Here is a 13,837-nt window from a genome sequence, read left to right as displayed (position 1 = left end):
TCTGGAAACCGGCCGATGTCGCGGCCCGTCGGCGCGGAATGCGGCGAGCCCCTACGCTTCGAGCCCGAGGCCGCCGAGCGCCGCCAGCGTCTCGGCGACCGCCGTCCGCAGGGTCGCGAGTCCGGCCTTTCCGCCGGTGCCCGAGGCCGGTCCGCCGTTGCGCAAGTCCGTTTCGACCGCCGCGCTCGCCCGCGCCACCTGCATCGCCCCGACGCCGAGGGCCGCACCCTTGAGGGTGTGGGCGAGATCTGCCCGCTCCCCGACGGGGCGGGCCTCGTCGAGGAGGGGCGGCAGCAGGCGGCGGCACTGATCCTCGAACAGGCTCAGCACCTCCCGGGCGAGATCGGCGTCGCCGAAGGTCTGCGCGTCGAGATGCCCGCGGTCGAGCAGTGGGGCGGGCTGGTCCTGTTCACTCACATCCGGTCTCGCGAGGATCTGCGGGGAGTTCTGGGTGCCGGAATGGGCGCCGACGCGCCCCGTTCCCGCGATCGGCCTGTGGGCGGCGGACGCTATCCACAGCGCAGGCTCGGCGCGCCCGTACCCGTTTAAGGCTTCCCGCGTCAGAACTTGAAGCGGGCGTCCGCGGCCGGAGCCCGGCGTGGTAACCATTCCGTTAAGGTTTCTTGGGTGCGCCGGCCCGATCGGGTATCGGGGGCGTGATCCAAGGGTCTAGAGTTCCCGAGGACTTCGGGTAAATCCGTCTCCACTGCGGAGGGCGCGTGCGACGGCGCGGCTTCCCCGGTGGACGGCGATGCGTACGAGGCGTTGCATGGCCACCGAGAAGAAGCTGAAAGATCCGGCGGAGGCGGCCCTCTCCGCGATCGAGCAGGCTTTGAATCTGGACATCCCGGCACCGGGCGAGAACGCCCGCGTCGAGCCGCGCCTGCCCGATGTCGGCGACGGCGATCCCCTGACCGATCCCTTCGCCGAGGCCGGGAACCGCCGCACCCCGAACCTCGACATCGACACGGCCGCCCCCGACCTGCCGCCGCCGGAGCGCGGGCGCTCGCGCCGCGAGGGCGGGCTCCTGCCGCCGGACCGCTCGCTGGTGGCCAACGACGACCGCCAGAACATCGGCATCCTGCAGCAGACGCTGCGGGTGCGCCCGTCGCGCAAGCCCTATCTCGTGGCCGGGATCGCCTCCTTCCTCTGGCTCAACGGCCTCGTGGCGCTCGCCTGGAACCAGTCCGGCGGCGACCTGAAGGCCTTCATCACGGGGCTCACCGCGCTCCAGGCGGCGGTGGTGGCGACCGCCATCGCCGGGCCGATCGTGCTCTTCCTCATCACGGCGATGCTGGCCGTGCGCGCCCACGAGATGCGCCTCGTCGCCCGCGCCGTCGGCGAGGTGGCGATCCGTCTGGCCGAGCCGGAAAGCTTCTCGACCGACGCCGTGCTGACCATGTCGCAGACGGTGCGCCGCGAGGTCGCCGCGGTCGGCGACGGCGTGGAGCGGGCGCTCGCCCGGGCGGGCGAACTCGAAACCCTGGTGCGCGGCGAGATCTCGACCCTGGAGCGGGCCTATTCCGACAACGAGATCCGCATCCGCACCCTCGTGGACGAGCTGATCGCCCAGCGCGAATCCATCGTCGCCAATGCCGACCGGGTGCGCGGGGCCATCACCGGCTCGCACGAGAATCTGTCGACCGAACTCGATGGCGCCGCCGAGCGCATCGTCGCGGCCATCAACGGCGCGGGCGAGCGCGTCACCGGCGCGCTCGACGCCCGCGGCACCGAGATCACCGCGGCGCTGAGCGAGGTCGGCGAGCGGGTCGTCGGCAACGTCTCGACGCGCGGCGACGACCTGATCCGCCAGCTCAACGCCACGAGCGAGGGCGTGCGCGGCGGCCTCGAAGAGATCGGCGGCACGCTGACCGCCACGCTTCAGCAGCGCGCCGACGAGGTGACCCAGGCCTTCGAGCGCACCGGCGGCGCCCTGACCCGGACGCTGGCCGACAATGCCGGCTCCGTGGCCAAGTCGCTCTCCGAGACCGGCGCGAGCCTGATCGAGGCCCTCGACCGCCAGGGCGGCGCCGTGCGCGAGACCTTCGAGCGCTCGACCAAGGGCCTGGAGGACGCCTTCCTCTCGCGCGGCAACGAGCTGACCGAGCGCTTCGCGCAGACCGGCGGCACGATCACCGCCCGCTTCGCCGAGACCGGCGAGGGCCTGAGCCGCCACTTCGCCGCCACGGGCGCGGCGATCTCCGACGACATCGCCGCCCGCGGCGCCTCGCTGCGCACCGAGATCGAGGCCGCCGGCACCGGCGTCTCCGAGCTGATCGAGGGCCGCGGCCGCGACGCGCAGGCCGCCCTGGCGCTCGCCGCCGGCAGCGTGGCCGACAACTTCTCGACCCGCCTGGACCGCGTCCGCGACGCGTTCCTGGCCGCCGCCGCCCGCGCCGCCGACACCATGGATGGCCGCGGCCTGGAACTGGCCGGACGCATCGAGGCTGCGGCTTCGCGCGTCGACGACACCATCACCGTCCAGGGCGGCGCCCTCGCCGCGGGGCTCGACGCCGCGGGCGAGCGCGTGGCCGAACTCATGACCGGACGGGCGGCGGGCGCCGCCGCGACGGTCGAGCAGGCCCTGGCCGGCCTCGAAAGCGCCTTTGCCGACCGCGCGAGCGGCACCGCCGAGAGCCTGCGCGAGACGATCGAGCGCCTCGGCCGCGATCTCGAGATCCAGGCCGGCACGGCCCATGACGGCATCCGCCGCAACGCCGAGACGGCGACCGCCGCCGTCGGCGCCAGCGTCGAGGAGGCCGAGCGCCGCCTGCGCGCCGCCTCCGAGACCCTGGGCGGGACGCTCACCGACCGGGCGACCGAATCCGCCGCGCTGCTGCTGCGCACCGCCGAGGACACCACCGGCACCGCGAAGGCGCAGGCCGACGCCATGGCGGCGCGCTTCGCCGATGCCGCCGCCGCCCTGCGCCGCGCGGCCGACGAGGCCGCCGCCGCCGTCGAGACCCGCTCGGACGACGTGGTGACCCGCTTCCGCAGCGCCGCCGAGCGCGTCGGGGGTGAGCTGGACGGGCGCACCGAGGCCGCCTCGCAGGCGCTCCACGCCGCGATCCAGCGCATGGCCGACGAACTCTCGGCCCGCAGCGCCGAGGCCACCGGCGCGCTGGCGCTCGCCGCCGCCCATGCCGGCGGCGAGGTCGGCACGCGCACCGAGCAGTCGATGCAGTCGCTCCAGGATCTCCTGCGGCAGGTGGCCGACGAGATCGCGGTCCGCGGCGCCGAGGCGACCGTGGCCCTCTCCCTCACGGCGGCCCAGGCCGGCGGCGAGATCGGCAGCCGGGCCGACCAGTCGGCGCAGGGCCTGCGCGATCTCCTGCGTCAGATCTCCGAGGAGATCGACGCCCGCGGCGCCGAGGCGACGGATGCGCTCGCCCGGACGGCGCAGCGGGTCGGCGGCGAAGTCGGCGGCCGTACGGAAGAGTCGCTGCGCGCCCTGCGCGACACGCTCGCCCGGGTCGGCGAGGAACTGGCCGCCCGCAGCACCGAAGCCACGACGGCGCTGGCCCGCGCGGCGGAAGAGGCCGGCGGCACGGTGCAGGGCCGCACCGAGGACGCGCTGCGCGCCCTGCGCGACACCCTGGCCCAGGTCGGCGAGGAGCTGGCCGCCCGAAGCGCCGAGGCCACGGCGGCGCTGGCCCGCGCGGCCGAGGAGACCGGCGGCGCGGTCGGCGACCGCACCGAGGACTCGCTCAAGACCCTGCGCGAGACGCTGCGCCGCCTCGGCGAGGAGATTGCCGCCCGGGGCGCTGCCGTCACCGAAACCCTGTCGCGCACCGCGGACGGGGTCGGCTCGGACCTCTCCGCCCGGCTCGGCGCCCTGGAGGAGGGCTTCGGCCAACACGGCCGCGGCGCCGCCGCGCTGATCGCGGACCAGTCCGACGAGGCCCAGGCCCGGTTGGAGGGCACCGGCCGCGAGGTCATGCTCGCCATCGCCGGCCACGTCTCGCGCGTCGGCGACACGCTCCACCGCAGCCACGCCGCCTTCGTCGAGACCGCCGATGGCCGCGCCCGCGCGGTGGAGGAGGCGCTGGGCAGCCGCTTGGCCGCCCTGCAGGAGACCATCGCCCGCGGCGACATCCTCGCCGACCGGATCGCCGGCAGCACGCAGGCGCTCGGCGACACCCTGGGATCGCGCCTCGCGGAGGTGGACCGCATCATCGCCGTGCAGGGCAACGCCCTGGCCGAGTCCCTCGCCGAGCGCGCCCGCCTCGCCGGCGAGACTGTCGGCGCGCGGCTGACGGAAATGGAAGCCCTGTCCGCCCAGCGCGCCGCCGAGATCGACGAGCGCTTCGCTTCGCTGCTCGGCCATGTCGACACCCGGCTGGGCGCGCGCGCCACCGCGCTCAACGAGGCGCTGGTGCAGCGCGCCGCCGAGATCGCCCGCACGCTCGAGGACGGCAACCGCACCCTGGCCGGCAACCTCGACCGGCGCGCCGACGGCGCCGCGCAGGACATCGCCGAGCGCGGCCGTGCGGTGGGCGACGCCCTCGCCGCTCGCGCGGCGGACATCTCCGAGCGCCTCGACCGCAGCACGCAGGATCTCGCCCGCCGCCTCGACGAGGGCGCGCAGCGCCTGGACGACGGCGTGGTCGCCCGCCTCGACGGCCTGACCGGTACCCTGGAGGAGCGTGCCCGCCAGCTCGACGAGACCTTCGGCATCCAGGCCCTGGAGGCCGTGCGCCTGATCGAGAGCCGCACCCGCACCATCGACGGCGAGCTGACCGGCCGCATCCGTGACCTCGTCGCCCTGGTGGAGAACCGCAGCGGCGGGGCCGCCCAGGCGCTCGGCGGCCATGTCGAGGCGATCGCCCGCCTGTTCGACGAGCGGGCCGAGAGCCTCGCCCACTTGTTCGACGAGCGCGGCGGCGCCCTCTCCGCCGATCTCGACCAGCGCGGCCGCGCGGCCCTGGACGGGCTCGATGCCCGCCTGTCGGAGATCGGGCAGGCCCTGGATCAGGGCGGCGCCTCGCTCGCCGCCCTGCTGGATCGCCGCGGCACCAGCCTTCTGGCCGGCCTGCGCGACGTGATGGGCCAGCTCGACGCCCTGCTCGGCGATGGCGCCGGCCGCCTCGGCCAGGCGCTGGACGGCCACGCCCAGGCGATCCGGACCACGCTCGACAGCCGCACCGACGACCTGCGCGGCCTGATCGAGGGCGGTGCCGGCCGGGTGCGCGGCGAGCTCGATGCTGGCCTCGGCGCGCTCGACGCGGCGCTGGAGGAGCGCGCCCGCACGGTGCGGGACGTGCTCGACACCCGCACGAACGAGATCCGCGCCACGCTCGACAGCCGCACGGACGACCTGCGCAGCCTCGTGGACGGCAGCGCCGGCCATGTGCGCGGCGAGTTCGATGCCGGGCTCGACGCCCTGCGCGCGGCGCTCGAGGAGCCGGCCCGTACGGTGCAGGACCTGCTCGACAGCCGTGCCGGCGAGATCCGCACGATGCTCGACCACCGCACCGGCGAGATCCGCGGGCTTCTCGAACATCGCACCGACGATCTGCGGACGACCCTGGAGAAGCGCACCCGCGCGGTGCAGGACGTGCTCGACCACCGGGCCGACGAGATCCGCGGGATGCTCGATCACCGCACCGACGACATGCGGGCGACGCTGGAGGAGCGCACCCGTGCGGTGCAGGACGTGCTCGACCGCCGCGCGGGCGAGATCCGCGGGCTGCTCCAGACCCATGCCGGCGCGCTCGACGAGAGCTTCCAGGGCCGCGTCCAGCCGCTTCAGGACGCGCTGCGCGAGGGTGCCCGCGCCTTCGTCGAGACGCTGGAAGGCGGCATCGGCCGCGCGACCGGCGAGGTGGAGACCCGCACGAAGGCTCTGACCGCCCTGTTCGACGAGCGCCTGGGCGTGCTCGGCGACCTCGTGGACGGCCGCGGCCAGCAGATCGCGCGCACCGTCGAGACCCGGGCGCAGGAACTGCGCACCCTGTTCGACGAGATCCTCGCCACCCTCGACACCCTGGTCGACGACCGCTCGACGGCCCTGACCGGCCGCCTCGACGCGCAGACCAAGGCGATGACGGCGGTGTTCGACGAGCGCATGCGCAGCCTCGACGGTCTGGTCCAGAGCCGCGGCGGCGAGTTCGCCCGCCTCGTGGAGACCCAGGCCGCCACGCTGTCGCAATCGGTGGATGCCCGCAGCGAGGCCTTCACCAGCCGCATCGACGCGCGCCTGCGCGCCTTCGCCACCGTGGTCGCCAGCCGCGCCGACGCCCTCGCCGAGGCCTTCGACGAGCGCCAGGACGCCTACGCGGCCCTGATCGACCAGGGCACGGCGCGGATGAGCGCCGCCCTGGAGGAGCGCGCCCGCAGCCACGTCGCCCAGATCGAGTCGGCCGAGGAGCGCCAGCAGGCGGTCGCGGCCCTGATCGAGGAGGGCACGGCCCGCATGATCGCGGCCCTGGACGAGCGCGCCCGGCATCAGACCGCCCTGGCCGAGGGCTTCGAGGGTCAGCGGGAGGCCTACACGAGCCTGATCGAGCAGGGCACCGCCCGGATGGTGGCCGCGCTGGAGGAGCGCGCCCGCCGCCACGCCGTCCTGGCCGAGGCCTTCGACCGTCAGAAGGAGGCCTACGCGGCCCTGATCGACGGCGGCACGGCCCGGATGGTCGCCGCCCTCGACGCGCGCACCGAGCGGCAGGCGGCGCTCGCCGAGAGCTTCGACGAGCGCCAGAACGCCTACGGGGCCCTAGTCGAGGCGGGCATCACCCGGATGAACGGCATGCTCGACGAGCGCGCCCGCCGCCACGCCGCCCAGGTCCAGGAACATGCCGACGCGCTCGCCGAGGCGCTGGACCGGCGCAACGCCGAGCTGTCGCGCCTCATCGACGGGCCGGCGGCCGACCTGACCCGAGCGCTGGCGGAGCAGGAGCAGGCCCTCGACCGGCTGCTCAGCGACAAGGGCACGCCCCTGGTCGATGCCCTGCGCGAGCGCACCGACGCCATCGTCGCCCGCACCGTCGAGGCGGCCCAGGCCCTGCGCGCCGCGCTGGACGAGGGGGCTGCGGCCTCCGCCGGCACCCTCGGCGAGGCCCACGAGCGGGTGCGCCGCGACGTGGCCGGGTTCCTGGCGCGGATCGAGGGCGCCAATGCGGGCCTGAAGGAGCTCGTGGGCGGGGCTTCGACCCAACTCGGCGCCGTCGAGCAGGGACTCGCCGCCCGCGTCGAGGAGATCCAGTCGGCCGTCGAGCGGATCGCCGCCGAGACGGCCCAGGCCTCCGATCGGGTCTCCACCCAGGTGGTCGCCCTGCGCGACGCCTCGCAGGGCGCGCTGGCCCAGGCCTCCGACCTCGCGCGGACCTTGGACGCGAGCGGTCAGGCGCTGATCGAGCGCACCGGCACCCATGTCGGCGCGCTGACCGAGGCCGCCGGCAGTCTCGAGGCGGTGGAGAACCGCCTCGCCGAGAGCCTGTCGAGCCGGCAGGCCGTGGTCGACGCGGTCCTGGCCCGCATCGAGGAGCGCAGCCAGGTCATCGAGGCGCAGACCGGCCGCTTCGGCAGCGTGGTCGAGGAGACCCTGCGCGCGGCGGAAGCCCGGGCGCGGGAGCTGGGCGAGAGCCTCACCCAGGCCGCCCGCGAGGCGGGTGCGGCGGTGGCGGGCGACTTCGAGCGCCTGCGCAGCGGCGCCGACGCGGAGAGCGCCCGCACGGCGGGAGCGGTGCGCGGCGCCATCGAGGAGGCTTCGGCCAAGATGATGGAGAGCTTCGCGGACGCCTCCGGCCGCTTCGGCGAGTCGGTGACCCGGCTCAACGAGATGGCCGCCGAAATCCGCCGCGAACTCGACGCCACCCGCGCCGATCTGCAGCGCGGCGTGCTGGAGCTGCCCCGCGAGACCCAGGACGCCACCGGTGAGATGCGCCGTGTGGTGGCCGAGCAGATCGACGCGCTCAACGAGCTGGCCGCGCTGGTCGCCCGCTCGAACCGCTCGATCGACGTGGCCCAGCCGGTGGCCCAGGCCCGCACAGTCGAGCAGCGCCGCACGGCGGAGGCCGGCCGCGCGGCCCCTGCGCCCGTGGCCCCTGCGCCCGCGGCGCAGCCCGCGCCCCCGCCGGCCCGCAGCCCGGCCCCGGCGGCGCCCCGGCCCCAGGCGGCGCAACCCCAGGCCGCACGGCCTCAAGGGGCGGCGAATCCGGCCCCGGTCCGTCCGGCGAATCCGGCTCCGGTCCAGGGGCGGCCCGGCACCCGCGACAACCGCGGCTGGCTGTCCGACCTCCTGACCCGCGCCTCCATCGACGACGAGGCCGGCGAGTCCACGCCGACGCCGGCCCCGGCCGCGCCCGAGGCCCCGGCGGCCGTGGAGCGGATCTCGCTCGACGCGATCTCGACCGACATCGCCCGGATGGTGGATCATCAGGCTTCGGTCGAGTTCTGGCAGCGCTACCGCCAGGGCGAGCCGAACCTGTTCGACGACCGGCTCTACACCACGCAGGGCCGCCGGACCTTCGAGCAGATCCAGCGCCGCTACCGGGCAGATGCCGAGTTCCGCCGCACGGTCGACCGCTACGTCGGCGAGTTCGAGCGCCTGCTGGGCGAGGTGACCAAGAACGACCGCGACACCAAGCGGGCGGATGCCTACCTCACCTCCGAGACGGGCAAGGTCTACACCATGCTCGCGCATGCCAGCGGCCGGTTCGACGAGGTGTGAGGAAACGCCGACGCGGTGACGGGGCACGCTCCGTCACCGCGAGGCGAAGGCGAGACGATCGAGCGGCGCGGCCGTTTCGACAGGCGCGCGTCGGCGAGCGCGTCCGGCGCTCAGATCAGCCCCAGAGCCACCAGTTCCCGGCGCAGGCTCTCGGGCATCTCGGCGACCTCGCCGGCGCTGGCCCGGTCGAGGTCGGCCGGCGCGTCGCGGGCCTCCAGGTAGCGCCAGCCCTGGAACGGACGGCAGGGGCGGGGCGAGACCGGCGTCACGACAGGGTCGAGGACGAGGCGGCAGCGCTCGATGCCGTCGCTCCCGGTGACGGGTTCGAGCGCGCGGATCGGCTGGCGGCAGCTCAGCGTGCCCTTCATCACCCAGTAGATCGACCCCTGGCCGGCAATGGCCTTCGACCGCTTGGGAAACATGCGGGTGACGTGCACGGTCGACGGGTCGGCGCCGAGGCGGGTCGCCTCCGCCCGGTTGTGCGCGATGCGCGCCTCCAGCTCCTCGATGGAGGAGGGGCCGACGCACAGCTTCAGGAGATGCAGGGCCATGACGCGGGCCCCTATAACGCATCGGCGGGCGAAGTGGCGGCCCGATTTCGCGCCGGCGCCGCGGCGGGAAGCGGCGGTCCCCGCAGACCGCGCGCCTGCCCTCTCCGTCAGGCGAAGAGGGCGATCTTCTCCTCGATGCTCAGCCTGTCGAGATCGGGGAAGGCTGCGGCGAGGTCGTCGCCCGCCAGAGGCTTTGCCCCCGCGGTCCGATCGGGAGCCGGTTCGGCCGCGACCGTCTGCGGCGCGTCGAGATCCGGCGTCGGCGCGGCCTCCGCGAACGCCGCCTCGATCTCGGGCACGTCGAGGACGGCCACGCTCTCGTCGACGAGGACGGGCGCGTCCGCCACCGGCTCGGCGGACATCGCCACCGGCTCGGGAGCCGGCGCGGCCGCTTCCGGCATCTCGGGCAGGAAGGCGAGGTCGTCGTCCAGGGCCACCGCCGAGAGGGGCGCGCGGGCGGACGGGGCCGGCGCAGGGGCGGCGCCTTCCATGTCGAGGAAGCGGTCGACGTCGCTCTGGTCGAGGGCGGCGTCGAGGACCGGGCCGGCCTCCGCGCGCACCCGGCCGCCCTCGTCGAGGCCGGCGACCGTATCGTCGGAGGTCCCCCAGATGCCGATCATCGAGGTGATGCGGTTCTCGAGGTAGCGCAGGGTGTGCACCACGCGGCTCGTGCGCTGCGCGGTGAGATCCTGGAACGAGCAGGCCGTGTAGATCTGCGTGGCGTGCCGGTCGAGGGCGTCGCACAGGGCGGAGTCGGCGCCGGTCTCGCGCAGGGTCCAGGCCGCCTCCTGCACCGCCTCGGCGGCGCCCAGGATGTCGGAGGTCGCCCGCTCGGTGGCGCGCACGATGGCGTCGAGGGTCTCGGAGGCGACGGTGAGGCGGCTCTCGCCCTGGTCCGGCGTGGAGAGCGCGGCCACCTCCGCCCGGGTGCGGGCGATGGCGTCGGCCATTTCCATGAGGTCGCCCCGGAATCGGCCGACATCGTCGGGCCGCTCGGTGGTGACGACGTTCTCGATGCGCCGGATCGCGTCCAGCAGCACCTCGGTATCCGCGTTGCGGTTGCGCCGGGCATATTCCGACAGAAACCACCGGCCCCGTTCCGTTTCGCGGACGGCGTCCTCGATGGCATCGTATTGCGACGCGTCCAGCGGCGTCAGGGAACGGGAACTCGACATCACACCCCGCAAGACCCGGCGCTCGGCAAGGGAGCGCCGCGACAATCGACGGTTTGGGTGAGATTGACACGATCGCTTTAACGGCGGCTTACGCTTCGGTCGCGTCTCGCATCTTCGCGAAGCGTCGACGATCAGACGGGCGGCCGACTTCGCCGCGACCTCGTGCCAGCGACATCCCCGCCAGCGACACCGCCCTCCCCCGAGCCCGATCCCGTGCGGCTCGGCCTGCTCTACACGGTCGTCTTCGTCGAGATCGGCATCGCCATGCCGTTCATGCCGGTCTGGCTCGGCGGGCTCGGACTCGATGCCGGACTGATCGGCCTGCTGCTCGCCCTGCCGATCGCCACGAAGGTCCTCGCCACGCGGCCCCTGACCGGGCTGATCGATCGGGGTGTGCGCCCGCGCACCCTGCTCGTCGCCGGCAGCCTCGTGCTGGCCCTGACCTACGCCCTGATGCCGCTGGCCGCCGCCCTCGCGGTGGCGATGCTGGGCCTGCTGATCGTCCTGAACGCGGTGGCTCAGGCGCCCCTGGTGCCGAGCATCGACTACCTCACGCTGGCCGCCGCCCGCCGCTCGCGCCGGATCGACTATGCCCGCATCCGGATGTGCGGCTCGGTCGGCTTCCTGGCGGCGAACCTCGCCGGGGGCGCCCTGCTCGGCCTGCTCGGCGATCGCGTCGCGGTGCCGCTGCTGCTGACCGGGCTCGCCCTCGTCGCCACCCTCGTGGCCGCGGCCGGACGCGATCCCGCGCCCGCCCTCGCCCCGCGCCCGGCCTCGGCGGCCGCCCCGCCCCTGCCCGCGGTGCTGCGGCTCTCCATCGGCGCGGCGGCGCTGATCCAGGCGAGCCACGCGGCGGTCTACGCCTTCGGCAGCCTCGACTGGGCCCGGCACGGCGTCTCGACCCCCTGGATCGGCACGCTCTGGGCGGTGGGCGTCGCCGCCGAGATCGCGCTGTTCGCCCTCGTCGGCCGCTGGCCCGCCCGCTGGCGCAGCCCGTTCCGGCTTCTGGCATTGGGCGGGGGCGCGGCCCTGGTGCGGGCCGTCGGGCTCTACGGGGCGGAGGGAGAGCTGGCTCTCCTCCTGCCGCTCCAGCTCCTGCACGGCCTCTCCTTCGGCGCGACGCATCTCGGCGCCATGGCGGCGGTCTCCGGGTTCAGCCCGGAGGGGGCCCGCGGCCGGGCGCAGGGGACGGTCGGCGCCTCGACCGCCCTGGTCTCGGCCCTGGCGACGCTGGCCTGCGGTGCCAGCTACCGCTCGCTCGGCGGGCCCACGACCTTCCTGATGATGGCGCCGCTGGCGCTCGCCGGCCTCGGCCTCGTGGTGCTGGCACGGCGCGACCGTGAGGCCCGCCGGTTTGGCGCCGGCTCCCGCGATGCGGTATAGAAACGCTTGAGGAGAGATCCGCCCTCGGGCGGCAGCGGGAGCGGCTTCGTGCGGATCGCAGACGGCCAGAGCGCGACGGACGAAGCGGGCGCCGACCTCGACGGCGGCAGCGGCCGCGTCGTCCTGCACGGGCGCTGGACGGCGGACCAGGGGCCGGCGGTGGAGAGTGCCTCGGCCCGCATCGCTGCCCACGGCCGCAGCCACGCCGTGCTGGTGGACCTCAGCGGGCTGGCGCGCCTCGACACCCTGGGCGCTTGGGTGCTGGAGCGGACCCGGGCCGAGATCGAGGCGGCGGGCGGTCGACTCGCCTATGCGGGGGCGCGGCCCGAGCACCGCATCCTGCTCGGCGAGATGGGCCTGCGCGAGCCCGAGCCCGCCCCGAAGGACGCGCGCAACCCGCTGCTGCGCGCACTCGACGGGACCGGACGCCGGGTCGTGCGCGGCGGCAACGAGATCCTGGCCGGCCTCGCCTTCCTCGGCGAGGTGGTGGCCGCGGCGGGCCGGGTCGCGCGCCGGCCGCAGACCTTCCGCACCGCGGCGCTGGTCAACCAGCTGGAGCAGGTCGCCTATCGCGGCGTGCCGATCATCGTCCTGATCTCGTTCCTCGTCGGCGGCATCGTCGCGCAGCAGGGCATCTTCCAGCTCCAGCGCTTCGGTGCGCAGAGCTTCGTCGTGAACCTGATCGGCTTGCTGATCCTGCGCGAACTCGGGGTGCTGCTGACCTCGATCATGGTGGCGGGCCGCTCGGGCTCCGCCTTCACCGCCGAAATCGGCTCCATGCGCATGCGCGAGGAGGTCGATGCCCTGCGGGTGATGGGGCTCGACCCGGTCGAGATCCTGATCCTGCCGCGCATCCTCGCCCTGGTGATCGGCCTGCCCCTGCTCGCCTTTCTCGGCTCGCTGGCGGCGCTGGCCGGCGGCGGCCTCACGGCGGCGATCTACGGCGGCATGACCGCCGACGCCTTCCTGGCGCGGCTGCAGGCGGCGGTCTCGTTCCACCACTTCGCCGTCGGACTGATCAAGGCGCCGTTCATGGCGCTGACCATCGGCATCATCGCGACGATCGAGGGCTTCGCGGTCGAGGGCTCGGCGGAGTCGCTCGGCCGCCACGTCACCGCCTCAGTCGTCAAGTCAATCTTCATGGTGATCGTGCTGGATGGCCTCTTCGCGGTCTTCTTCGCCGCGATCAATTTCTAGAGCCGCGCGGACGGACGACTTGGCAATCAGCCTCACAGATGCTTCCCCGGCCCGGCCGGAGGTCGACGCGATCATCCGCGTGCGCGACCTCGTGGTCGGCTTCGGCCACCGCACGGTGATGAAGGGGCTCGACCTCGACATCCGCCGCGGCGAGATCCTGGGATTCGTCGGCCCGTCCGGCCAGGGCAAGTCGGTTCTGACGCGGACCATCCTCGGCCTCGTGCCGAAGCGCTCCGGCACGATCGAGATCTTCGGCGAGGACGTGGACGGGCTGACCATCGCCCGACGGCGTCAGCTCGAGCAGCGCTGGGGCGTGCTGTTCCAGCAGGGGGCGCTGTTCTCCGGCCTCACCGTCAAGCAGAACATCCAGATGCCGATGCGCGAGCATCTCAAGCTCTCCGAGCGCCTGCTCGACGAGTTCGCCCGGCTCAAGATCGAGATGGTGGGCCTCAAGCCCGACGCCGCCGACAAGTACCCCTCGGAGCTGTCGGGCGGCATGATCAAGCGCGCCGCGCTCGCCCGCTCGCTCGCGCTCGACCCCGAGATCCTGTTCCTCGACGAGCCGACCTCCGGCCTCGATCCCATCGGCGCGGGCGAGTTCGACGACCTCGTCTCGACTCTGAAGAAGACTTTGGGGCTCACCGTCTTCATGGTGACGCACGATCTCGACAGCCTCTACACCGCCTGCGACCGCATCGCGGCGCTCGGCGACGGCCGGATCATCGCGCAGGGCACCATTGAGGAGATGCTGGCGAGCGACCATCCCTGGCTGCGCTCGTACTTCCACGGCAAGCGCGCCCGTGCGCTCGCCGCCCCCGCGAGCGCCGCGCAGCCGGGTTACGCCCATGCTTGAGCGCCGC

At 74.3% G+C, this 13,837-nt stretch carries 7 protein-coding genes; 4 read left to right on the top strand and 3 right to left on the bottom strand.

Annotated features, from left to right (window positions below; all coding sequences use genetic code 11):
- Positions 1–51 precede the first annotated feature (51 nt).
- The gene (locus tag ACPCJR_RS10275; protein ID WP_391512069.1) at positions 52–417 is read right to left on the bottom strand and encodes an Hpt domain-containing protein; all 366 of its coding nucleotides are present in this window, start codon (positions 415–417) and stop codon (positions 52–54) included.
- Positions 418–769: 352 nt separating this feature from the next.
- Between ACPCJR_RS10275 and ACPCJR_RS10270 the strand changes: the two genes are divergently transcribed.
- Entirely contained in the window at positions 770–8,671 is a 7,902-nt protein-coding gene (locus ACPCJR_RS10270) for a hypothetical protein (RefSeq protein WP_391512068.1), read from the top strand.
- Positions 8,672–8,781: 110 nt separating this feature from the next.
- On the opposite strand, the gene ACPCJR_RS10265 is transcribed toward ACPCJR_RS10270, so the two are convergent.
- Both ACPCJR_RS10265 and ACPCJR_RS10260 read right to left on the bottom strand, forming a co-directional pair.
- The gene (locus ACPCJR_RS10265) at positions 8,782–9,222 is read right to left on the bottom strand and encodes a DUF1489 family protein (RefSeq protein WP_391512067.1); all 441 of its coding nucleotides are present in this window, start codon (positions 9,220–9,222) and stop codon (positions 8,782–8,784) included.
- 107 nt (positions 9,223–9,329) lie between these two features.
- Positions 9,330–10,397, bottom strand: coding sequence for a hypothetical protein (locus ACPCJR_RS10260; protein ID WP_391512066.1), 1,068 nt, complete (start codon positions 10,395–10,397; stop codon positions 9,330–9,332).
- Between the two features lie 213 nt (positions 10,398–10,610).
- Here ACPCJR_RS10260 and ACPCJR_RS10255 point away from each other — a divergent pair, with 213 nt between their 5' ends.
- The 3 genes from ACPCJR_RS10255 (at position 10,611) to ACPCJR_RS10245 (ending at position 13,830) form a co-directional block, all read left to right on the top strand.
- Complete coding sequence (locus tag ACPCJR_RS10255; RefSeq protein WP_391512065.1) at positions 10,611–11,780, top strand: MFS transporter; 1,170 nt, start codon at positions 10,611–10,613, stop codon at positions 11,778–11,780.
- Between the two features lie 48 nt (positions 11,781–11,828).
- Positions 11,829–12,977 (top strand): ABC transporter permease, encoded by a 1,149-nt coding sequence (locus ACPCJR_RS10250; RefSeq protein ID WP_391512064.1) that lies wholly within the window; start codon positions 11,829–11,831, stop codon positions 12,975–12,977.
- Between the two features lie 118 nt (positions 12,978–13,095).
- Entirely contained in the window at positions 13,096–13,830 is a 735-nt protein-coding gene (locus ACPCJR_RS10245) for an ABC transporter ATP-binding protein (RefSeq protein ID WP_391512104.1), read from the top strand.
- Positions 13,831–13,837: the final 7 nt, after the last annotated feature.

Origin of the sequence: Methylobacterium sp. NPDC097929 (assembly GCF_049543375.1) — a bacterium.
In the GTDB taxonomy this organism is placed as follows: domain Bacteria; phylum Pseudomonadota; class Alphaproteobacteria; order Rhizobiales; family Beijerinckiaceae; genus Methylobacterium.
The sequence above is the reverse complement of the archived record's forward strand: the minus strand, read 5'-3'. Positions and strand labels throughout refer to the sequence as shown.